15 protein-coding genes are annotated in these 24242 nt (G+C 56.2%); 10 read left to right on the forward strand and 5 right to left on the reverse strand.

What is annotated here, in order from left to right:
* Window positions 1-183: 183 nt before the first annotated feature.
* Window positions 184-1896 (reverse strand): ArnT family glycosyltransferase, encoded by a 1713-nt coding sequence (locus OSO_RS0120310; RefSeq protein ID WP_010584994.1) that lies wholly within the window; start codon window positions 1894-1896, stop codon window positions 184-186.
* A gap of 164 nt (window positions 1897-2060) precedes the next feature.
* Here OSO_RS0120310 and OSO_RS0120315 point away from each other — a divergent pair, with 164 nt between their 5' ends.
* From OSO_RS0120315 to OSO_RS44380, 3 genes are all read left to right on the forward strand, one after another.
* On the forward strand, window positions 2061-2573 hold the full coding sequence (locus OSO_RS0120315) for a hypothetical protein (RefSeq protein ID WP_010584995.1): 513 nt from the start codon (window positions 2061-2063) through the stop codon (window positions 2571-2573).
* Window positions 2574-2901: 328 nt separating this feature from the next.
* On the forward strand, window positions 2902-3519 hold the full coding sequence (nadD, locus tag OSO_RS0120320) for a nicotinate-nucleotide adenylyltransferase (protein ID WP_010584996.1): 618 nt from the start codon (window positions 2902-2904) through the stop codon (window positions 3517-3519).
* A 66-nt stretch (window positions 3520-3585) separates the two neighbouring features.
* Window positions 3586-4494 carry a M48 family metallopeptidase gene (locus OSO_RS44380; protein ID WP_010584997.1) on the forward strand — a complete coding sequence of 303 codons (909 nt, stop codon included), beginning with the start codon at window positions 3586-3588 and terminating at the stop codon, window positions 4492-4494.
* 277 nt (window positions 4495-4771) lie between these two features.
* On the opposite strand, the gene OSO_RS0120330 is transcribed toward OSO_RS44380, so the two are convergent.
* Complete coding sequence (locus OSO_RS0120330) at window positions 4772-5254, reverse strand: SRPBCC family protein (RefSeq protein WP_010584998.1); 483 nt, start codon at window positions 5252-5254, stop codon at window positions 4772-4774.
* A gap of 473 nt (window positions 5255-5727) precedes the next feature.
* Here OSO_RS0120330 and OSO_RS44385 point away from each other — a divergent pair, with 473 nt between their 5' ends.
* Window positions 5728-6228, forward strand: a complete 501-nt coding sequence (locus tag OSO_RS44385) for a hypothetical protein (RefSeq protein WP_010584999.1) — start codon at window positions 5728-5730, stop codon at window positions 6226-6228.
* A 229-nt stretch (window positions 6229-6457) separates the two neighbouring features.
* Here OSO_RS44385 and OSO_RS0120350 read toward each other — a convergent pair whose 3' ends face one another.
* Complete coding sequence (locus OSO_RS0120350; RefSeq protein ID WP_010585000.1) at window positions 6458-6946, reverse strand: VOC family protein; 489 nt, start codon at window positions 6944-6946, stop codon at window positions 6458-6460.
* A gap of 335 nt (window positions 6947-7281) precedes the next feature.
* Window positions 7282-8160 (reverse strand): helix-turn-helix domain-containing protein, encoded by an 879-nt coding sequence (locus OSO_RS0120355; protein ID WP_029247256.1) that lies wholly within the window; start codon window positions 8158-8160, stop codon window positions 7282-7284.
* 210 nt (window positions 8161-8370) lie between these two features.
* On the opposite strand from OSO_RS0120355, the gene OSO_RS0120360 reads away from it, so the two are divergent.
* From OSO_RS0120360 to OSO_RS0120370, 3 genes are all read left to right on the forward strand, one after another.
* Window positions 8371-11241 carry a hypothetical protein gene (locus OSO_RS0120360; protein ID WP_157605360.1) on the forward strand — a complete coding sequence of 957 codons (2871 nt, stop codon included), beginning with the start codon at window positions 8371-8373 and terminating at the stop codon, window positions 11239-11241.
* Between the two features lie 113 nt (window positions 11242-11354).
* A complete protein-coding gene (locus tag OSO_RS48320; protein ID WP_157605361.1) occupies window positions 11355-14363 on the forward strand; it encodes a DUF1549 domain-containing protein in 3009 nt (1002 codons plus the stop codon).
* A 53-nt stretch (window positions 14364-14416) separates the two neighbouring features.
* Window positions 14417-15715, forward strand: a complete 1299-nt coding sequence (locus OSO_RS0120370) for a DUF1501 domain-containing protein (RefSeq protein ID WP_029247257.1) — start codon at window positions 14417-14419, stop codon at window positions 15713-15715.
* 1076 nt (window positions 15716-16791) lie between these two features.
* Here OSO_RS0120370 and purB read toward each other — a convergent pair.
* A complete protein-coding gene (gene purB / locus OSO_RS0120390; protein WP_010585006.1) occupies window positions 16792-18222 on the reverse strand; it encodes an adenylosuccinate lyase in 1431 nt (476 codons plus the stop codon).
* Window positions 18223-18501: 279 nt separating this feature from the next.
* On the opposite strand from purB, the gene OSO_RS48325 reads away from it, so the two are divergent.
* The 3 genes from OSO_RS48325 to OSO_RS0120420 all read left to right on the forward strand — a co-directional run bounded on the left by OSO_RS48325 (window position 18502) and on the right by OSO_RS0120420 (window position 24238).
* The gene (locus tag OSO_RS48325; protein WP_202799964.1) at window positions 18502-20289 is read left to right on the forward strand and encodes a sialate O-acetylesterase; all 1788 of its coding nucleotides are present in this window, start codon (window positions 18502-18504) and stop codon (window positions 20287-20289) included.
* 297 nt (window positions 20290-20586) lie between these two features.
* The gene (locus OSO_RS0120415; RefSeq protein ID WP_010585008.1) at window positions 20587-21549 is read left to right on the forward strand and encodes a carbohydrate kinase family protein; all 963 of its coding nucleotides are present in this window, start codon (window positions 20587-20589) and stop codon (window positions 21547-21549) included.
* Between the two features lie 229 nt (window positions 21550-21778).
* Complete coding sequence (locus OSO_RS0120420) at window positions 21779-24238, forward strand: DUF1559 family PulG-like putative transporter (protein WP_193378346.1); 2460 nt, start codon at window positions 21779-21781, stop codon at window positions 24236-24238.
* Window positions 24239-24242: the final 4 nt, after the last annotated feature.

A 24242-nucleotide genomic window follows, 5' to 3' on the forward strand; every position in this document is an offset into this window, starting at 1 on the left:
GGCGGCCGCGGATCAACCCTGACGAGATCTGCGCGAGTCGACGACACGGTCAAAGCATTGGGCTCAACGACATTTCGTGGCGGCGACAACGACCCCGAGACCAGGTGATCCGAGAACGGACGTATCTCGGTTCGTCTGGAAATTCATTTGTGTTCTGAAACTCTTGACGCCGTTCTCGATTGATTAGAGTGCGCGTTTGACCAGATACGCCAAAAGGCGTCCTCCAACCATTGTCTTGGCGACAATCTGCGCAGACGGGTCGCCAAGAAATTCTTCGGGCAGGTCCGCCATGCGGCGAAAAACGAGGACATATTCCGTTGTGCGATCATTGGAATCGTAGCCAATGACTTTCATCCCGTGCGACCGCAGAATTGGGGATTGGCGGAGATATTCATCCGTCTGAAACTGGTGCAGGGCCGGGGCAATCGCGATCGTCGCACCTTGAGGCGCCATCTCGGTCACTTTGAACAAGAGTTCCCGCGTAACGCCTTCTCCCCAGTAGTCGACCTCGAACAGCGATCGATCAGCGGTTTGATCAAGCAGCAGGCTCAATCCATTTTCATAGACAAGATGACACGGGGATGTACCGACCAGCGGCCAGGCGGAAACGGCGAAAAGCGAACAGCAGAGCGACGTCGCAATCCACATTCTTCCGGTGGCCTGCGCGACCAGGGACCAGACGGATTCGGCACCGATGCCAATCAAGATCGCCCACAGCGGAAAACTCGTCAGAAACAATCGTTCGCCGTCGTAAACTGCGACCCCCGGGACCGCGAACACCACGAGTGGAAAGAGGGCACAAGCGAGAATCAGCACGATGGCGGCTTCGAAACTTTGACCATCATCTCGCTGCCGCGCTGGATCGACTGCCGCCATACGCCCCTCAAGTCCATGCCCCTTCCTGCTCGTATTCGCTGGCCGCCACTTGCTCTTGAGCCCATTCCGAAGTGTCTGCCAGACCCCTGCGACTCCAAAAAGGTGCAACATAACCGGCACCGTCAATCCAAAAATGACAAAGGGATAATGCCAGGGAACCTCCTTGTCGGTAAACCGCTGGCCCCAATACCAGACGTAGATTGTCGCGCGGTTCGTTGCACGGCCCAGATATTCCAGACCGTGGGCCAAAGGTGCATCCCACAGATAGGGCCACAGCAAAAAGAATGTCGCGATCGCCGTGCCTCCCCAGATCATCAGTGGTCGCAGACCTCGCGCCCGCCAACGCCACAGAACCCAGCAAATCACAGGAATCGGAATCAACACCGCTTGGATCTTGGTCATCAGAGCCAGCCCCAGGATGACGCCCGCGGCGACGGCACGACGCGACGTCGGGGCCACAGGCCCATTCCACAGGTGGGCAACCACGAGCACCGACACCGTGCATGTGAAATTCGTGATTGACTCAAGCGACGCAAGATGGGCATGACCAAACACACGCGGCATGGAAACCAGGGCCAACGCGCTGAATAGACCGGCACGCCAACCCGCTCGCGACGTGACGAACCCGCCGACGAGGATGATCGTCAGGGCCAACGCCGTTGCCGACCCTGAACGGGCGCAAGCCGTATTCCATAACGCATCGGGTTCAAACGGTGGAAACAACCACCACGCCAGATGATGATGCATGCCTAACCACCAGCGCCCAAGTGGCGGGTGATCCGGGTTATAGCCGTTCTCGGCACGGTAGGCTTCGTACGAGGCGCCTGGAACAAGATTCAGCCAGCCCAGCACACGTGCTTGCTCGATCAAATAGACGCCCTGCTGCACATTGAAGACTTCGTCGACGGTTAACCCAGGCCCTTGAGGCATCCTGGGGTAGCTGCCGCCGGGATCAAGACGTGCCGCGATGCAGAGCCAGATCAGGCATGCCAGGACCACAACAGGAACGTATTTGCTCATCAATGCGTAAATTCAGGTTTGAAACGGCACGTGGATTCGACTTCTCGATATCCTACGAATTCGGGATGGAAAAGTTGACTATTTCGCTATGATATCGAGACGTGACCAGGAGAAGGATCGTACTTCTCGATTGGACTGACCTGAATTTGAGGGAGTTTTCTGACATGTCTGACGAACAACTTCAACCTGTGTCGAACGAGGCCAATCCTGCAGACTCAAGCTGCCCAACGGGCGGACACTGTCGCCGGTCAGGTTTGATGCGAGCTGTTCTGTACACGCCGGTTGTGGTGATCCTCAGCGGTCTTGCCGCCCTCGCGATGTTCCCGGAACTGTCGCGGTATGCCACGCCGCTGGTCGGCGACTCGTCCAGCGGGAACATTAGCTGTCCGATTTCGGCGTTGGCCAGCCGTCTGGGTTGCGGGTCATGTCCTTCGAAATCATCCGCAGACACCGTGAATGCGGTGCTCGCGAGCGCCGCCGCCAACCAGCCTTCAGGATGCTGTTCAACGTCCGCCATCGCACGATTTGGCTGTTGTGCGGGAGCGACCGCGTGTCAGGCAGAGGCATCAGAAGCGGAAGAGTCCCCCGTGACTGACGTCGCACCATCGACCGACGAAGCGCCGGCGGATGCCTTTACCGCGGCAAATGTCGATGAGGCGAACACTCCTTCAAACTGATCGGCACGACAATCCAGGCTTCGCTCGCAATCACGGGCGAAGCCTTTCTTTTTTCAGAGGTCAGCCAGATCCGTTGACTTCGAGAGAAAGTCCGTCACATTGGGGCACTTGATGATCGACGCCCTTGGCAAGTGTGGCAATTGATCACAGCCCGAAGCGAGTGTGACAGGCTTATTTTCCCGGTTCAATTGAAATCCACAGTGAATTGCTTAGGGGCAGCCTTCCCGTTGCTGGGGGAAAATGGCCATCTCCGGACCGATGAGTGGTTACGCGAGCGTGTGTCCCATTGCCGATAAGAGACTCTTGAGGAAGCGAGCGAAGTTGAGTCATGCGTCTGGGAATTTTCGGCGGAACGTTCGATCCAATTCATCTCGGCCATCTGGCTCTCGCCGAACAATGCCGGGACCAACAATCCCTAGATGAAATCTGGTTTGTTCCCGCCGCCCAGCCTCCGCACAAACTTGGTACGACGATTTCGGCGGCAAAAGCGCGATGCGAGATGCTGGAGTTTGCGATCGCTGGCAACTCCGCGTTCCGAATCAGTTCGATCGAACTCGATCGCCAAGGTCCCTCGTATACCGTAACGACGCTGGAACAGCTCAAAACAGAAGACGACTCTCGCGAGCTCTTCTTGTTGATGGGCGCCGATTCGCTGCAATATTTCCCCTCCTGGCGTTCGCCTCAACGAATTTTGGAACTGGCAACGATTGTGGCCGTGAATCGAGGTGATCGCCCGCTGCCCGATCTGTCCGAGATGCGTCTGGCCTGTGGTGAAATCGTCGAAACGCGTGTGGTCACGGTGACGATGCCCGGAATCGATCTTTCGGCAACGGACATCCGCCAACGAGTGGCATCAAAGCGGTCGATTCGTTACTTCGTCCCTCGGTCCGTCGAAGCCTACATCCAAGAACATCGACTGTATGGACAATCCGAGAATTCGGTTTAGCATACCGGAAATCCACACCCGCTTCAGATGAACACAGTCTTTGACTGATCAAAGAGGAGAATCACGATGAGTTACGGCGATCCGCGGTACGGTTACCGGGGCAACAATGGACCTGGCTTGGGTCTGGCCGTGCGAATGATTCCGATCCTCATTGGTGTGGTCGCCATCGGTATGACGATGGCCCGCGGCTGCCAACAGGGACCGTTCGGCCGAGTCCAAATTGTGGCGATCAAGCCGGACGAAGAAGCAAAATTGGGGCTGCAGGCGTTCAAAGAAACGCTGAGCAACGCGCGGGTCGTTCGCAATGGAGCGGCAGTCGAAGCTGTTCGCACCGTCGCCAAGCGACTGATTCGCGCCACAAGCAACGAACAGTTTCGTGCGCTGATCGGAACCCCCATTCCCAAATTTGACTGGGAACTTGAAGTGGTCCAAGACAATCAGGTAAATGCGTTTTGTCTGCCTGGTGGAAAGATTGTCGTTTACACCGCGATTCTTCCAGTGGCTGAAACCGATGCCGGATTGGCGACCGTCATTGGGCACGAAATTTCCCATGCGTTGGCACATCACGGCGCCGAACGAATGGCGCAACAGCAAATGGTGCAAGTTGGCCTGTCATCCGCCGGCGCATCAATGGGAGATATGGATCCCGCGCGGCGCCAGCAACTTCTTTCCGTACTGAACGCCGGTGCCAAATTCGGAATTCTGAGCTACAGCCGCAAACATGAATCCGAAGCAGACCATATGGGTCTGTTGCTGATGGCGGCAGCTGGCTATGACCCGGAAGAGACGATCAAGTTCTGGGAACGCATGACCGCCGCCACCAGTGGCGGGCAGGCTCCCCCCGAGTTCATGTCGACCCATCCGAATCACCAGACGCGCATCCGTGACCTGCGAGCCTGGATTCCTTCCGCGATGCCGCTCTACGAAAATAGCCCGACAAAGTCAGACACGGAAGTTCTTCCCGCAGTCCGATGACCGCGTAAAATTTTTTGAAACGACGCTTGGGGGCGACTTTTCTCAGTTCGGGCTCCCTGACTCCCAATCCCCTGTATTCTTCCTCGTTACCAAGCTCCCGCTTGGTAACGCCTCTTGCGATTCGATTTTCAGCCGATCACGAGAGTGATCTCGGCCCGATGCACACATTCCGGATGGGCAGGAAGCGTTCCCAAGCAGAAGGTGCTTGGGGACGAGAGGAAAACAAACTTCAAAAGCGCTCGCTGGTCAACGCTTCGTCATTACCACACGCGACGCTTCAATGGTGTGTGACCTCGTCCACAAGTCGGTCAAGCATCTGGAGCCAACTCGGATAGGCCCCTGTTCGTTTCGCAATCGCTTCCCGGACCGTTTGGTGTAAGGTCAGCCTCGTCTTGTCACCCCACTCGAGGAAAGACACTGTGACGGTCGTCTCCCTGGGCCATTCCGGATCCATCCCCACATCGACCGGTTCCGCCAAATTGCCGTCCTGATCCGCAATCGACATCGAATAGACGATTCGCGTGGGTGGCTCGATCTCCAGATAGACGCCTTTGCACCAGCACTCATGCCCCTCAGGTGACCGGATGCAGGAGTGAAACACTCCGCCCGGTCGAATCTCGAGAGTCTTGAACGTGATGGTGCAGCCATTCGGCGCGTACCAGTTGGCAAGATGCTCGCGATCCGTCCACGCTTGAAACACGAGTTCGCGCGGGGCATCAAACACTCGTTCAATCACGACCATCCCATCATTTGAAGACATCCGCTGATTCCTTTTCTCCATAACGGACCACGCGCCGGCCTATGCAATGGATGCTGCCCCAAGGCGCTCGGGGATCCGGAGCGCCGCGACGGCTTGCGTGATCCAAATCCGCAAAACGCTCGGCCGCCGTCGCACCAACACAACTTAACCATACGGTTATTTATCCAAAACGTAAAATACAAAGTCAAGATGTCCGATGTCATGCATCAAAACGTCATCAGTCAAACACAGCGCGGTTCGAGCACGAGTAGAGGGCCACGCACTCGTGGCGCGTTGAAATCAAAACTCACCATCGCGGCGATTTCCGTGAAAGATCAGCAGAACCCGCCGGTAATCCACTTGAACAAGATCACGACACCTCACTGATCGGTTGAGTGGAGCAGAACAGGCCGCCTGACGACGACCACCAACCAGCCGAACGTCTTGATCTGACAGAATTTGCTGGCGAAAGCGCCCGCATCAGGAGATTTGAAATGTCGCCCCTCGTTTTCGTTCATGTCATCATCAGCCTGTTTGGAATTGTGTCGGGCTTCGTGGTTGTTTCTGGGTTTCTCACAGGAAAGCGATCGAACGGCTGGACCGCGTTCTTTCTGACGACCACGATTGCAACGAGTCTTTCGGGATTTCTACTTCCGGCAGATCGGTTCATGCCTTCACATGCGGTTGGCATTCTGTCACTGATCACGCTCTCGCTGGCGGTGTTCGGCCGCTATCTGGAAAAGGTACGGGGCCGCTGGAATGACACCTTCGTCGTGAATTCGCTGATCTCGCAGTACTTCAACGTGTTTGTGCTCGTCACGCAGCTTTTCCAAAAAGTTCCGTCGCTGCGGGAGCTGGCCCCGACGCAATCGGAACTGCCATTCGTGGCAACACATTTGTTCGTACTCTCGGCCTTCATCGTGGTGGGGATTAAGTCGGTACAACGATTGCGAGTGGCACGTCTTCAAGCGGTTTTGGGGATGATCACGTTCTAAAAGCCTGCCGAAGTGAGGGAGACCCGGACCTCGGCATTCACGATGTCATGGTGTTTTTAAAACTCGTCGGAGCCAGTCCCCGTTACTTCAACAGTGTGTTAAACAAGTCCCTCGGCACTGCGGAACAACGATCGCCAGCCCGACATCGATCTTCGATCATGTAGGACTGGCGATCATAGGTATACAGGCCGTTCCCTTCTGACTCCCAGAACAGCTCGATTCTTCGAGGCTACTGTGGCGCTTGACCGTATGCATCGTTCATTGCCTGTTCGATCTGCTTCGGTGACAGATCCTTCTGGTGCGTCGCGAATGACCACTTGTGGCCATACGGATCAACGATCACGCCATAGCGGTCGCCCCAAAACATATCCGTTGCGGGCATAATGACAGTCGCACCAGCCGCTTTGGCGCGCTGAATTGCCGCGTCGCAGTCCTTGGTGTACTGGTGTAAGGTGACGGGCGTGCCCTTCAGGGCAATCGCAGTTTCCGACTTACCTTCACAGTATTCTGGAAAGTCGTCGGCAAGGTACACAAAGCCGTTGTTGACTCGCAACGAGGCATGCATCAGCCTTTTTCCATCGGGTGAAGGCAGTCTGACGACTTCTTCGGCACCGAAAGCCTTTTTGTAGAACTCAATCGCCTCAGAGGCCGGACTGCACACCAAATGCGGAATCAGGCACTCATGTCCGGGTGGAATCGGCTGGCTCGATGAACTCATCGTCGTCTCCTTTACGAAACAGGGTAATGTCCGGCAGGCGGCGCGCGTCCGAGCGGGCCTGCCGCCAACTTGTCGAACGAGAAACACACGAATCGACACGCACCATTAAAAACGGACCAAAGTTCTTTGGATACCGTTTCATAGGATTTGTGCCCCAGGTTCCATCTCGAGAAGCTACGTGTGAACGGCACAATGGGCACGTCATGTCGAGGACCGTTGATGCGAGTCACGCATCAACAGTTGCTGAAATCGCGGGGACGCGTGCCGCTCAGATTCGACAAACGCCATGCCTTCGCGAAAAGTCAGGTGGCTACCATCCTGATTTGCACAGGCCTTCAAGACATCAGTGCCGTGCCAATTCGACGCACCGACTTGGCGAATGCTTCGAGCTGTTGCATCGATTCACTGTAACAGCAAAAGGTCATCTGCTGTCTTAACTCGAGGGTCAGAGCGCGTCCACCGACCGCGATCGCGGTACCAATTGTTTCCGCGGCATCGGACAACTGCTTAAAGTCCCGAACGAAGGCGTCCGGATTCGCAACGTGCGACACACACACCCAGAACAACCGAGGCTTCAGTTCGTGGATTGCGAGGACCATCGATCGGATCGGGATTGAGACCCCAAGTGACGTTGCATCCCATTCCGCATGACGCAAAACGAGTTCAACCATCGTGGTGGGCAATGTGTAGGTGTCGCCATCGATCGTACCGCCGCACGCCTTCCAACTCGGATCAGAGACCTGCTGAGCGCGCCGAAGTTCGTACAGGATGCGTTGTGTGAACTCACAACCACGGCGTTCTTGATAGACATCCGCCTCATTGCATTCCCATCGGCGTCCGATGTCCTGAAATGCTCGGGAAATTACTTCATCACAAATGACCGGGATCGAGTGTTTGGCGAGGTACAAATCGAACACGATCTGCCGCGCCAGCGGTTCGTTCCCTTCGAGCAGTGCTTCTGTGAATGACTCGCAACCCTTCTTGAGTCCGATCTCTGACTGCGGTGACCGAACCGGCATCCCCAGAACTTCAGGACAGACAACGTGGTGCTTCCTCTCTCGAAGAAAGCGAATCACATCACCGATCGGCAACTTGCGATGCCCCCCCGCGGTACGCACCGTCTCAATCAAGCCCTGATCGCACCATCGCTTTAGCGATGATTCGCTCACGCCGATTGCTCTGGCAACCTGTTTGGGGGACAACAACTCTTTCACAACGAGATCCGCGCAAACCATAAAGAGGGATCAGACTGGAAATTTATAGCCTCAGTTTCTCAGATTTCTATGGAAGCGGAAGCGTTTTCGTCAGTTCCGCTTGGGACGGGTCACAGCGATGATGGTTCGCCGGGTTATCATGACGCGAGCACGATTCTGGACAAACGGCGGATTTGCGCAATGCCGAAGAGATTGGAGCGGCCAGCACGAATGAATCAAATCGCTTGGATCGGCTTCTGCGTATTGCTCGCCCCGACCTGGGGTGATGCCGCCGAACGATTCACCGCGAAGTTTGCGGACGAAAGTCAATGGAGTGCTGACGAGATTAAAGACTGGTGCGATCCCGCGGCAACACCGACGCTGGCGGGGCGTGAACTCTTTGACGATGCGGCGCCACTGCGATGGCTGACCGATCACACACAGCCCCCCGCGTCGCCGCCGACAAAATATGTCGAATTCACGGGAGGAGACCGATTGGCAGGCGAAGTGCTTTTCTACCGCGATGGCTCGGCAGATCGATTCGAATCAACGCCACCGCACCTTCTGATGAAGCCATTCGCCAACGTGTCTCCCCCGGAAATCACTCATTCGACAGAAATTCGGGTCACTCTCACCTGGGTCCGACGTATTGTCTGGAATTCAGCAACCGCGCGCGAATACAAACCGGCGACGATTTGGCCGATGGCCGGCAGTCCTGTTGCCTTTCGTTCACTACGCTGGACAGAAAGTGGATTGATCGCGCTGACGCCTCAAGGGCTTAGGCAATTCGCATTTGCGGAACTCAGTGAGCTCCATTTGCCGCTGGTCGATCCGTGGGCCGCCTACTTCGAACAACTCGCGTGGCTGTCGCCCGATGTCAGCGCCCGTCTGATTCAACTGGATCAGAATGATGGCAGTCGCTTGACGACCTCGCTCGAGCGATTTCAGCCCCGGCACGTGGGCGAAAAAATTCGACCAGAGAACTGGTTCCAGTTGATCCAGCCTGCATGGAGTCTCGATCCGATCTGGTTACGATTCCGCGCAATTCGACACTGGCTGTGCTTTTCGCCAACGGACGTTCCGCTGTCCCGGTTTGCACCCGTTCGAATGCAACATCAGGCGGTCTTCGGCTCAAGCTTCGGCTGGCGAATCGATCAAACGGTCCTGCGAACACCGTTACGATCAGCGGGGCATGAATTTGGATGGGGATGGGGCGCCCACGGAAGCACAGACTTGGAGTTTGAACTGCCGGAAATCGCCCGTGCCATCCGAACGCGATACGGCCTGGATCGAAGCGTTGGAGAGGGCGGTTGTGTTGATGTCAGCCTGCTATTGGACAATGGTCCCGCACAGGTCAATCAACGGAAGCTGACTGGCTCGCAACTCGTCGGTGATTCCCAATGGATTGAACTTCCTGACGACGCGAAGCGGCATCAGGTCACATTCCGAACCGAGATGGCACACGAGGGACGTCCTGCCGGAGCCGATCCATTCGATATTCGCGACGTCGTCAACTGGTATGAGCCCGAAGTCCGCCTCGACCATCAAAGGCTTTCGACGGAAGTCGCCAAAACTCGCCTCAAACCATTGACGGGACTGAACGGCTGGACGATCTCGACCCATAATCGCATCGACTGGAAGACGGCGAACGTCCTCGACACATCCGACAACCGCGACCCGCTGTTTCGAATCACAGGCCGCGCTGCAGGTCCGTTCTATTCTCTGTCACGGCAGCTCAAGATCGGAATGAGTGATCGATGGCTGACAGTCGCGGCCTCACGATTCGCCGAGAGAACATCGTCCAGCCAGCTCCAAGTCCGGATCGATGGCCGTGTGAGGGCGGCAATGGAGATTCCGATCCGGGACTCGATGGCAGATCCGCAACCGCTTGTTGTGCCAATCCAATCGTGGCAAGGACGTACGGTGACCGCTGAACTGATCATTTTTCCGACAGACGGCAACTCTTGGATTGACTGGCGCGGCATTTTCGTCGGAGCGCAGAACCCGGGAATTCTACCATTGTTTGAGGACGAAGCCACGTTCGTCGACGCGCTGACAGAGGGCAACGGCCGAGTTGAACTCGATGCAACGGAACATTTCTCGGGACATGGTTCTCTCAAAGTTTCGTCCGGTTCGAAAGGAACACGCCAACTTGACGGGCTGAACGCAGAGGTGGTCGAATTTCCGCGACTGGGGCAATATCGCTACGTCGCGTTCGCCTGGAAAAAGCCTTCCGGGGTGCAAGTTCAATTTGGATTTGCCAATCAGGGACGACTGGATTTCGCTGGCCCGCCCTTAATAGATGAAATCTCGGAAACCTTAACGCGTCAGGGATTGCGCCGTTCGCAAGTTCCAGAGACACATGGTCGTCGGTTTGGATACCGATACGAAGTCGGCGTCGCGACGACGAAGGCTCCCGCACCGCTCTGGATGCGCGGTGATCTCCCCAAAGACTGGAGTCTGGTGACGCGAGACCTGTTTGCAGACTTTGGTTCTTTCGTGGTCACTGGCGTCACACTGAATAGCGTTGACGAGAACTCTGCCTGGTTTGATCATCTGATCCTGGCGCGAACCCGGCAGGATCTGGAGCAGGCCTTTCTGAACGTGGAAACGCCAGTTGACCAGGCCGAGAATCTCGCAGCATCGGAAACGCGGGCATTCGCACCACAAGAAAGTGCGGTTCTCCAGTTTTCGGAAGTGGCTCCGCAATTTTCACCCGCCCCAAGCCTGTTTCAACTGACACGACTTCCCGATTACCACGGCCAGAAAGACGTTCTTCAATCCGAAATCCCTGCGGGCGGGCAACCTCTGACCCTTCGTGCCGGGATCGAACTTTCAAGCGATCCGGGAAGCCAATTGGAAATTGTGGTCGCCAACTTACCCGATCAGGGGTGGCCACTTGTGGTCCGCATAAACGGTGAAATCGCGTCCGAGGCGATCGTGGATGACGACGCCTCTGCCACACGAGATGGCTGGGTCACCGTCAAAGCAGATCTCTCACGATTCGCCGGACAAACGATTCTGGTCGAAGTGTCGTGCCTTGCGAACGAAGCGAGAAAACAGTTCGGAATCTGGAAACGCATCAATTTGGTCTCACCCTAACGCACCTGTCGATTGCGCCGGCCTCACCCAAAAAACTCTACGCATAGCCCCCAGTTTTCCTGATCGTCGCATCCATCTTTTTCGATGTTTCTTCTTACCGGAAGCAATCTCCGTTGACGGAGCGAGTTTCAGGCTGCTATGTATTGACTACTGCCGATGCGTTTCGGATGTGCGGATTGTCGTTTGGAGCAAACTTTTCAACCTGGCGGACGTACCGCAGTTTGAAGTTCCAGACCTTCGATCCCAATTTGCCGCAATGCCTGGACACCCCGCCTATGATCCCGCCTCGACTTTTCCTGCCGGTGATTTTGTGTTTTGGCTGCCTGTGTTTGTCACAGGTTCAAGCTGATGAACCGCTTTACGTTCGGATCGATCAATTGATCGACGCCGATCAGGTTGGCCCCACTTCGGCCGTCTGTAACGACGCCGAGTTCTTGCGGCGAGCAATGCTCGACCTGCATGGGCTGATTCCGACCTCTGCAGAAGCCCGCGCATTCCTCGACGACCCGTCGCCCAGCAAGCGGACGGCACTGATCGATCGATTGGTGGCAAGTCCGCGTTTCGCCGTTCACATGGCAACCGTACTGGACGTGATGTTCATGGAACGTCGCCCTGACAAGTACGTCAGCACGCCCGAATGGCAGAAGTATCTGCAGTCTTCACTTGAGAAAAACGTTCCGTTCGACCAGTTGGCCCGTGAAATCCTGAGTTCTGACGGAGTCGACACCAATCTTCGCCCGGCTGCGAAGTTCTTCCTTGATCGCGATGCCGAACCGCACCTGATGACGCGAGACATCGGTCGCGTCTTTTTCGGGATGGACCTGCAGTGTGCTCAGTGTCATGACCATCCGATTGTCGACCACTATTTGCAGACGGACTACTACGGCATTTTTGCCTTTGTGAATCGCACAGTCCTGTTTACCGACGTCGAGAAAAAAGTTTTTCTGGGCGAAAAGTCGGATGGCGATGCCAGTTACAAATCCGTGTTCACACAGGACGCCGGAAACATTCGTCCACAACTTCCCGGCGAAATGGAAATCGATGAACCGCGATTGCGCCAGGGTGAAGACTATGTCGCACCACCGCTACCGAATACGCGTCCGGTTCCGAAGTTCAGTCGCCGCAGTAAGCTGGCCGAACTGGCCGCAAACGGGGGAAACCGGCAGTTCAATCTGAATATCGCCAATCGCTTGTGGGCGCACATGATGGGGCGTGGGCTTGTCCATCCCGTTGACCTGCATCATCCGATGAATCCCCCCTCGCACCCCGCCGTGCTGGAACTGGTGACCTCACAGTTCGTCGCCACAAAGTACGACATCCGTGCGATGCTTCGCGAACTGGCACTGACCAAAACCTACCAACGGTCGATCGAACCACCCGCGTCTCAAGACGCCGGCCAGCTCGCGAAAGCGGCCGAAGAACAGGCGGCGCTGATCGCCGCGCTCGAAGCCCTGAAATCGACCGAGGACGCTTCGCAAAAACTGGCGAATGAAGCGGATACTCAGTTCAAGGCCGCGCGAACCGCACTCGCCGCCGCCGAGACGGCCTGGCGAACATCGGAAGCCGCGGTCGCGACGGCAAAGAAGCCGCTCGATGACTCGATGGCGGCCGTCGACAAGGCTCAGGCCGACGCCCGTGCCAAAGAAGCGGCGATCAAAGCGATCACAGAAACGTCTCAAAAATCAGCCGAAGTCGCCAAGCTTCTGCCAAACGACAAAGAGATTGCGTCAGCGATCGCAACATTCACCTCCAAGCAGACTCAATTGAACACCGAACTGCAGGCGGTTCAGAAATCCATTGCCGACCAGACCGCTGCACAGCCCCCTTTGCAAGCCAAACTGGTTGAAGCATATCCCCCTGCAGATGCGGCCTATGCTGCGTACCTGGAAGCCCGAAAACCAGTTGATGCCGCCAAGGCGAAATTTATTGAGACCTGGAATCGCTACAAAGCGGACTCGCTTGCCACGGCGAATTGCAAGAAACGGCTCAACGCTCGCGAAACGCAGGTGGCATTGCGGTTGTCGTTGACCAATGCGGAAGTCTCGCGAGCCGCAGTCGATGCCCAAAAAGCGGCGTTGACCGCCGCCATTGCCGAATCCGAAGTTCAACAGGCAGAACTGTCGAAGTTGACCAGCGTCGTCGGCGATGTCGAGAAGGCCATGGCGGACGCCCAGAAACTGGTGGACGAAGCAAAGTCTCAGTTGGAAGGAAAGCAGGCGACTGTTCAAAACATCACCGATGCGATCACGAAAACAGAGGCTGCCCTGCAGATGCTGCCAGGCGATACCGATCTGACTCAAGCCGTTCAGAAGTTGAAAGAACGTCTTGAGCCACTGAAGAAAGAAGCGGCCACTGCCGAACAGTCGATGGTGGGACGAACCGCCGCGCAACAAGAAGTTTTCGCGAAATTGATGGCCGCCAAGCAGACATTCTCCTCGGCGACGGCAGAAATGGCCAACCGCCAGGCGAAGGTCACGGCCAAGACCAACGATGTGAATCAGGCCTTGGAAGCACAACGGTCCGTTGAAACAGCGATCGCAGCCGGACGTGAGAAATTGGTCGATCTGTCCACCGTCGATGTCGCCGTTCGTTCATTCAAGCAGCTGTCACCCGAGCAACTTGGCTGGACCTTGATGCAAGCGACCGGAGTCCTGGAGTCGCAACGAATCGCCGCCGATGGAGAAGTCGAGAAGTCGATCCCGAAGGCCACGGTTGCCACGGACGCGGCTCAGGCCAAAGTTCGAGATTTCAAACTTGAACAACAGTTCAATGAACAAATGCGAGGCAACGTGGCCCCGTTCATCAATCTGTACGCTGCCTCATCGGGTCAGTCACAGGAAGACTTCTTCGCGACTCCAGATCAGGCGTTGTTTGTCGCGAACGGCGGAACACTGATCAGTTGGGCGTCGGGAGGCCAGTTGGCACAACGGCTGACGGCACTGGCGGACAGCAGCGCATTCGCCGAAGAACTCTACTTGTCGACACTGACGCGTCGGCCAGCACCCGACGAAGTGAATGAAGTGGCCGCCTATTTGGCGGCGCATGCAAATGAACGTCCCCAGGCGATTCGCGACTTGATCTGGTCGCTGGTGACGTCGGCCGAGTTTCGGTTCAACCACTGAAGACTCGGGTGAATGGATTCAAGTTACAACGTTCCCTTGAAAGCGAGAGCAACATGCAGTGTCGCTATGCCTGCCAATCGACCGAACATGCGATGGCCCGACGCCAATTCCTGGGAACGCTTGCCGCAGGAACTCTCGCCGCCGGAAGCAATCTGGTCGGAGGACTTTCGTTTCTGACACAGCCGCTTGCCGCCAGTGAACTGGCCAAACAACAGAAACGCGTGATTGTTTTCAACATGCATGGTGGCCTGAGCCAGTTCGAAAGCTGGGACCCCAAACCGGGCACGCCGACGGGTGGACCGTTTCGCGCGATTTCGACGTCGGTTCCAGGGACGCAGGTCTGCGAACTCCTTCCCGAAACAGCCAAGCAAATGCATCGCCTGGCAATCGTCCGTAGCATCGACACCTCAGAAGACGACCACGGCAAGGGCGCCTATATGATGTTCACCGGGCGTCGCCAAACGCCCGCGGGTGATTTCCCTCGAATCGGCGCCGTCGCCGCAAAAGCACTCGCCCCCGACAACAACGGACTTCCCGGTCACATTCAGATCACGCCAGGAGGCGGTGGCCGCACGAATGACTCGGCGTATCTGGGTCCAAAGTATGCCGGTGTGGTGATGGGCAATGGTCAACCACCTCAGAATTCATCACGTCCCGACATCGTCACTCAATCTGCCGATGACCAGCGAAATGCCCTGCGGCGAGCGGCAAACGAGCGGTTTCTGTCGCGCCGACGAACGGCGATGACCGACGCCTACGCTTACAGCTATGAGCAGGCCCAACAACTGATGGCCCGCCGGGAAGTCTTCGACGTCACGAAAGAGTCCGAACAGGATCAGGCCCGCTACGGCAAGCACGACTTCGGCCGCCACTGCCTGCTCGCCCGCAGGTTGCTCGAAAATGGCGTGTCGTTCGTCCAGGTCAGCCATTCGAATTATGACACTCACAACGAGAACTTCATTTTCCATCTGGAGCAGCTTGGCGAGTTTGACACGCCCTTCGCAACGCTCGTGGGCGATCTCGCGGATCGAGGAATGCTCGAAAGCACGCTTGTCGTCGTGATGTCAGAATTCGGCCGCACACCGAACATCAATCACATCTATGGACGAGATCACTGGGGCAAATCGTGGTCGGTACTGCTGGGTGGCAGTCGAATTGTTCCTGGCGCGGTCTATGGCAAGACCAACGCCAACGGGACCGAAGTCACAGACGGTAAGGTCGATCACGCCCACATGTTCCACACCTACCTGCAGGCTGTGGGCGTCGACACGACGAAATCGTTCGATGTCGACGGCCGGCCGATCCCGATCGCCGATCCCGCTTCGCACCCGATCAAAGAACTGCTGGCGTAATCGCCTACCGACTCCCCTCGTTTCCTCGTTTCCAAGCAACTGCTTGGCAACGCCTCATTCCCCTCGTTACCAAGCTCCCGTTTGGTGACGCCTCTTACGGCACGGTTTCTACCAAGCGGGAAAGCACCCCAAGAACCTTCTGCACACCTCGAGGCGTAGGAAACATTCCCCAGTGGAGCTTCGGAACAAGGAAATTCGAGCATTGGATTGCGTCTGGCAACGCGAAGCAATTCCACCTCGTCCCAGGCTCGCGATTGCGGACGGCTCTTGCAGCGTGACACAGAGGGAATGAGAGAATGCCGAACGTACGCGCTTTCGAACAGAACGTTCGACCATCCAAATGTTTGGAAACAACCCTCGAACTGCTCGCTGCGCCATCACGAGATTTTGCTATCGTGCCGGGATGACGACGCTGGAATCAATTTAACGAATTGTTTTCAGGAGCCTGCCGGGAATGGTCCCGCCTGATATTTGGAGGGCGACCATTCAGGGTGGAATGGTTTCGGGGCCTTTGGCGAAATCCCAGGGCCTCAAATGGATCGCGAAAGTTGGAGCAGGCCTCGATAGGGGCCCTGACGCGGGTCACCATCGTACTCAACGAACGACTGACGTCTCATTGCAGCGCAGTGAGGACGCCGCTATCGGTCCGTCCACTGTCCATCAAAAAACGTGGTTTTAACGGAACAGAGAATTGGAATGAGCAACATGATGAGCACGTACTTTTCCCCGTGAAATCAAGGGCCGCGCTCAAGTTGATCATTTTAGTCAGGAGAATTCAAAAGCGGGCACTATTCACAAAATGCCACATCATCCTGACGGACTCACTTTCGAGCCCTGTCGCTGATCGGCACACGCTGAGGCGTTTTTGCCAACGGATCTTTGACAATTTGATCGAACTGTAATTTCATCGACCTGCAGCCGTTCCCGATCGAGACAGTTTGATGAATCGCCGGTGGATGGTTCATCCCGAATTGAAGGCATCCGCATACGGAACTTCGGACGCGGGAAACGGCAGGCAGCTTTTCCCCTCGTCCCCGGTGGAGCGAGGGAAAAAGCGTTGCCAATCGATCACATCGTCATACGTGAAGGTCTTCGCCGGGGCGTTTCAAGTCTTCAGCGTAGCGTTGACGAATCGGTTCAATCACGTCTTCGACAAATCGATCGACTTGTTCCGGTGCCCGTCCGACGAACCGCGACGAGTCCAATGCACCGCTCAAATCGACATTGGCAAATCCCGTCTCGCCTTTCAGCCGTTCAATCAGATCGTTCGAGCCACCATGCTCTTTGACTTGCCTGCCCGCCTCCTGGCTGTGCACCCGAATCAGTTCGTGAAGTTCCTGACGATCACCGCCAGCCCGAACTCCGGCCATCAAAATCTCTTCCGTGGCCATGAACGGCAGTTCTTCATCCAGATGTTTGGCGATCACCTTGGGATAAACGACCAGCCCATCAACCACGTTGCGGTAAAGAATCAGAATGGCGTCCGAGGCGAGAAACGCTTGAGGAATCGTCAAACGGCGATTGGCGCTATCGTCGAGCGTTCGTTCCATCCACTGTGTCGCCGTCGTCTGTGCCGCCGAGGATGTCAGGCTCATCACAAATCGAGCCAGTCCGCACATGCGTTCCGACCGCATCGGATTCCGCTTGTAGGCCATCGCTGACGAGCCAATCTGGTGCTTTTCGAACGGTTCTTCGATCTCTTTGCGGCTCTGCAAAATCCGCAAATCGCTTCCCGCTTTATGCGCCGACTGGGCAACCCCGCCCAGGGTGTCGATGACCTGTGAGTCAACTTTTCGAGAATAGGTTTGCCCCGTCACCGCGTAGGCAGAATCAAAGCCCATCTTCTCACAGACAATCCGGTCAAGTTGCTCGACCTTGGCGTGATCGCCGTCGAACAGTGTCAAAAAGGTCGCCTGCGTTCCCGTGGTTCCTTTCACACCTCGCATTTTCAAACTTGCGATGCGATGTTCGAGTTCTTCCAGATCGAGAACAAGATCATAACACCACAGAGTGGCGCGCTTGCCTACGGTGACCGGCTGCGCGGGCTGCAGGTGTGTGAATCCCAGGCAGGGCAGGGCCCGATAACTTGATGCAAACGCCGCCAGTCGATCAATGGTCGCGACGAGCTTCGAGCGCAATAGCTCAAGCGCGCGACGCATCAGGATCAAGTCCGTGTTGTCGGTCACGAAGCAACTGGTCGCGCCCAAATGAATGATCGGTTTCGCGGCGGGGCACAGGTCGCCATAAGCGTGGACATGTGCCATGACGTCGTGACGTAGCCGCTTCTCATGTGAAGCGGCCGCTTCGAAGTCGATATCGTCGACATGGGCTTTCAACTCGTTGATCTGCGAGGGAGAAATCTCCAATCCCAGTTCTTGCTCCGATTCGGCGAGTGCGACCCACAGCTTGCGCCAAGTCGAATGTTTCGTCTGGGGCGACCAGAGCTGGCTCATCTCCGCCGAGGCATACCGACCAATCAACGGGTTGTCATAAACGTCGTAATTCAAAACTCATCACCCTTTGCATACATGGAAATTCACCGCGGGACAATTTTACCCCATGGGTTCCAAAATGGGATCAGCCCGAGCGCCCAAACGCTCAGCAAGATCCAGCCTCATTGAAGACATCTTTCTGCGACCATTTCGATTCCGCGTCGCGAATTGTATATGGTAACCTTCCAAGTTCCTCATGACCAAGGACACGCATGGGGGCGGACTTCGAATTCAAATTCGCTGATTCGATCGTCGTATAACCGAACACTCTCGAGTCGTTTTATGAAACTTCGCATGTTTTGGACGATCTGGTGCTTTACCTCGCTGGCCGTCGATGCGGCAGAACTGCAAGTCAGTTCGCCAACCGACTACCAGATCGTGCAGCGCACAACGAAAGAGCAGGGCCCGCTTCCGATCATTGGTAAACTGAAGGGAAGCGATGAAGCCCCCTCTGCTCTGGAAGCTCGGCTGACCGTTAATGGAACGCCTGGCCAGTGGCAGACGGTGAATTGCCAGTTCGATGGACCAACCTTCCAAGGTCAACTCGACGTCCCCGCTGGCGGGTGGTACCGGATTGCCCTCCGAGCGAAGCAGGGAGCCTCGGTAACGGCAGAAATCGAGATCGCGCACGTTGGGGTCGGCGAAGTCTTCGTGGTCGCAGGGCAATCAAACTCGGCCAACTACGGCGAGGAACGACAAAAACCGACGTCCGGCCGACTCGCCTCGTTCGACGGCGAACGCTGGCATCTCTCCGATGATCCGCAGCCGGGCGCGACGGGCACCGGCGGCAGCTTCATTCCTCCATTCGGTGACGCCATCGTCGCGCACTTTAACGTTCCTGTCGGTTTCGTCGCCTGTGGGATTGGTGCGACAAGCGTCCGCGAATGGCTTCCCCAGGGCACGATCCTCTCCAATCCGCCGACACTGGTGGGACGGGTACAGCAACGGTCCGACAACCGATGGGAAAGCCAAGGTGAGGCTTTCAAGATGCTGGTCAGTCGTATGAAACATTTCGGATTTCATGGTTTCCGGGCAGTCCTCTGGCATCAAGGCGAGAGTGACGCGAACCAGAAAGATCCAACACGAACATTGGCTGGCCCCGTCTATCTCGAGAATTTGACGCTGCTCATTCAAGAGTCACGACGCGAGATTGGTTGGAAGGCCCCCTGGTTCGTCGCCCAGGCGACCTACCATATTCCGGGGGACGAAGCATCGGCCGAGATTCGTGACGCGCAACAGCAAGTCGCAGGGAACGGTGTTGCGCTCGCAGGGCCCGACACAGACGCAATCAAAGGATCATTTCGTGATTCCGGCGGTCAAGGTGTGCATTTCAGCGGCACGGGACTGCGCGAGCACGCGGCTCGTTGGGTCGACAAAGTCACCCCCTGGCTCGAGCGCCAATTGGCAACGCCCCCGATCGCTGATCCCCAAATTGGACGTTTATCAACTCGAAGAATTCTGTTCCTGGGGAACAGCCTTACGCTCCACGGGCCTGCTCCTCAGATTGGGTGGACCAGCAATTGGGGAATGGCGGCCAGCGCAAAAGAGAAAGATTTCGTCCACTTGCTGACCGCAGACATCGCCCGAATCGCGGACAAGCCGCCGCTGATCATGGTCAGAAATATCGGCGATTTTGAACGAACACACGATACGTTCGATGTGGCCAAGGCTTTCGCCGCTGAGCGAGAATTCAATGCCGACCTTGTAATCGTGGCCATCGGTGAAAATGTCCCAGAGCTCACAACCGATGAAACACGGGCGAAATTTTTGTCCGCCATGAGACGGTTGTTGAATGAATTGAAAGGTGACGGACATCCGACGATCTTCGTTCGCAGTAGCTTCTGGGCCAACCCCGTCAAAGACGAGATCATGCGACGAGCCGCTGAAGACGCCAAACTTACGTTTGTCGAGATTTCAAAACTGGGCAGCGACCCAACCAATGCTGCGAGTTCTGAACGGAAATTTGATCACGCGGGCGTTGCCGCCCATCCAGGAGACAAAGGGATGCGCGCGATTGCCGATGCGTTACTCGCCGCGATTCTGGCCAAGGCAGAATTTGCCGAGGTTCGCCCCAAAGACTGACGTTCGCGAGCGCGCAGAAGTTACAGGACGATTGGACGAGGTGTCCATTTGCGAGAACCGTGGCAAATCACCTCCTTGGACTTGTGAAAGTCGTTCAGGAACAAAAGAATTGCCCCGTCGACACCTTTCGTGATCATGACATTCATTCAGGCGACACGCTCAAGAGCGGCTCAATGAACGTGTCACATGCATGAACGTCTCAACGTTTCTTCCACGACACGGTGTTGCCTTCCTGCTTAAAACGATGAACTTGCGGCGGCCTTTGCAGGGCGACCGTTCCACTCAATGAGATCGACAATGTCGCGCACCTATGATTGTCTCTGCGCCGGAATCATCGTGGCGGACACGATTTGTCAGCCACTTCCCAGCATGCCACCGTCTGGGGCGCTGGTGAAAACGGACAAAATCGAGTTTTCGATCGGGGGATGTCCAGCGAATCTGGCCGTCGATCTCGTTCGGCTGGGAATGAACGTCGCCCTGTCCGGTCGCGTCGGTCAAGACCTGTTCGGCCGCGAAGTGCGCGATCTGCTGACCGCAGCGGGCGTCGATACCAGTCGATTGGAAATGAGCACGACGGCGGTGACCAGCAGCACATTCGTGCTGAACGTCAAAGGCGAAGATCGTCGATTCATCCACTGCGTTGGCGCGAACGGTGAATACGACGGCAGCGAATTGACGGAGGCCTCGATTCGCAGTGCAAAGTCACTGTTCGTCGGCGGGTTTTGTCTGATCGAGTCATTGACTCCAGAACGCGTCATTCGTTTGTTCCGAATCGCACGCGACGCAGGGGTCGTCACGGTCCTGAACGTCGTGATCTCGGAAACGACCGATACCATGGCCTGGTTGAATCCTGTCCTGCCTTGGACCGATATTTTTATCTGCAATAACGACGAAGCACATCGCATCACGCAAAAGTCGGTTCCGCTCGAGCAAGCACTTGCACTTCAGAAACTCGGAGCGAAGACCGCCATCGTGACGCAGGGCGAACGTGGCGCAGTGCTAATCGGCCCAGACGGCGTCCAACTTCGGTCAGGCGTTTACCCAGTTGAACCGGTCGACTCCACCGGCACAGGCGACGCCTTCGCGGCCGGGTACCTCTACGGAGTCCTACGCGGCGAAAGTTACGCGTCCTGCTTGAAACTCGGCACCGCACTCGGCGCAAGTTGTGTACGTTCGGTCGGCGCCACCACTGGCGTCTTCAATGCAGCCGAACTGGCCGATTTTGTAGGCTCGCACACGCTGTCCATCGAACAGATCTAGCGGCATCTCAGGAAATGGAGCCCGGTACCGTTAGATGCTCCCTGGCCGGCCTCTAAAGACGTTGAGACCTTCAACCGACGATGTCTCGCAGAAATTCGCTCGATCTCAGACACATCGTCTGTTAAAGTTTCCGATCAGTGAATTGTCGAACTCGACACGATTCGATCGGTCTCACACAACTTTTCGCAGGCATGCTATGCGCAGATTTGCCCTGGAAATGCGGCCGTTGATGCTGATACTGCTGCTACTCAGCGGCTGCACAGAGAAAAAGGCCGCCGAGTCTCTCAAGCCGGACGACCATGTCGTCGATCAACAACGTCGATCTGAGGCCCACGTCGAAAAAGCACCCACTCCATCCTCGAACGGTGCACCCCAGAACGAGACGAAAAACGTCGTCCCCGACATCGCAGCGCCCCCAGACGGGACGGACAAGTCCTACGCAACAGTGGGTTCGCCGGCATTGGCGGTGACCACGGCGGACAGGTTGACGGCAGAATCGCCGAATTCCACGCGGAAATCCGCCTCATCACCTCGTCCCTTCGATGAGGTGGCGTGGCTGCCGGATGCGCTGGTCGGCTTGATCGTGATCCATCCACAACAGTTCTTCAATTCGCCGCTCGGCCAACTGCTCAGCGAGTTCGCCATCGACAAACAGCCTTCGCGTTGGACCATCACGTTTCAAAAAGCGAATCTTCAGCTAGCCATGATTGAACGGATTACCGTCGCCCTGGACCAACCGTTTGTGAATTCGATGGCCAAAGAGCTTGGGGTGAGGGTCCCCGACATTCAGCAGGAACGACCACGTCCCCGCGCACAACTGATGGCGATGAAGGCCATCGGGCTCGGGTTTCATAACTATCACGACGTCTTCTCGAAGTTCCCTCGGGCCGACGGAGACGGGGATGGAAAAAGAACGGGCTTGAGTTGGCGCGTGCACATCCTTCCCTTTGTCGAGCAGGCCGCCCTTTACGATGAATTTCATCTCGATGAGGCCTGGGACAGCGATCACAATCGAACACTGATCGCCAAGATGCCAGACATCTTCAAATCACCGGACGTGAAAGATCGAGGGAAGACCTCATTCCATGTCTTCACAGGCGAGAAGACTCCGTTCTACGGTAACGAAGGCTATTCACTTGGCAAAATGACCGATGGGACGTCGAACACGATTCTCGTCGCGCTGGCAGGTGCTGACACCGCGGAAATCTGGACCAAGCCTGGCGGTCTCGAAGTCGATCTAACGGCCCCGAAGAAATGCCTGGGAACTCTCGCAGGGGGGACGTTTCTGGCACTCAAAGCCGACGGCGCCGTTTTTAACGTGCCGTCGACGACAGATGATTTGACACTGTCGCGAATGATCCAGCCGGCCGATGGCTCATCACTCGATGTCGAGCAAGTACGCGGCGAAAACCCAAGCTCGACGCCGCCCACATTGATCATCAGACTGTCGTCCGTTGCGAATCAGGCAGAGATTGTCAGCGGACTTCTGTCGCAGCCGTCCACGCTTATGTTTGAAGAACAAACGATCCATCACAATGATCGGCTCGCAGTCTGGTTCCCTCAGGATCAAACAATCGCCTTGGGAACAATCGAATCGGTGAAATCGATGATCTCGGCATCTCGCAGCCAGTCTCGCCCGACACCTTTCATCGAGAAACTTCGACTCGACTCAGATCTGACCGCGGTGATCGATTTAGAATCGCAATCAACGTTCGTCCGTGAAATCGCGAAGTTGAACCCGATGCTTGGGGTGATCAACAATATTGACAAGATCGCCATCCATGTCGCGATGAGCCTTGAAAATTCACAACCACTCTTCGACATGGATTTGAAAGCCCATGATGCACAGATGGCGATGGGACTATCGGCAATGATGGACCTCGGGCTGAATCAACTGCGGCAAACGTACGAGAAACATCCGCTTCCTCCAACCGCCAACGAGAGCGATCAGGAAATGCGGTCGCTGATCAATCGATTGCTGGCTTCAACAAACATCGTCCTCGACGAGAGTCAAATTCAGGTTCGTGCCACCGCTCCCGAAGGATTGGATCGGCTTCCCTTGTTACTTCGATCGACGCTGGCAGCCGGAATTGAAGCCAGCAGGGGCAGTGAGCAGAAGCTGGCACTCCGACAGCTGGGTATCGCTTTTCACAACTTTCACAGCGCGCACAATTTCTTTCCGGGAGCGGGCAGAGGCCATCCCAACCGCCCCGTCGGACTCAGTTGGCGAGTACACCTGCTGCCCTACCTTGATCAAGCCGGCCTTTACAACGAATTCAAACTGGACGAACCGTGGGACAGCGAGCACAACAAGAAATTGATCAACAAAATGCCGATGATCTATCGCAGCCCGGGGGTCGATGATCCCGGTAAGACATCACTTCACGTTTTTGTCGGGCCTCAAACGGCATTTGCCGACGACAAGACCCCGAAGGTCGTGGACATATCAGACGGTACATCCAATACCATTTTGGTGGTCCAAGCGGGCTCTGATACCGCAGAAGTCTGGACGAAGCCCGGCGGTTTGATCTTCGACCCAGATAATCCCGCCCGTCCGCTGGGTGATGTGGTGAAGGACAGTTTCATTGCCCTGTTCTTCAGCGGCGATGTCAAACAGATCGAAAAAGACGTCAAGCCCGAAAAACTGCGGCGAATGATCCTGCACAACGACGGCAATCCACTGGAATAACATT

The organism is Schlesneria paludicola DSM 18645 (genome assembly GCF_000255655.1).
GTDB lineage: Bacteria > Planctomycetota > Planctomycetia > Planctomycetales > Planctomycetaceae > Schlesneria > Schlesneria paludicola.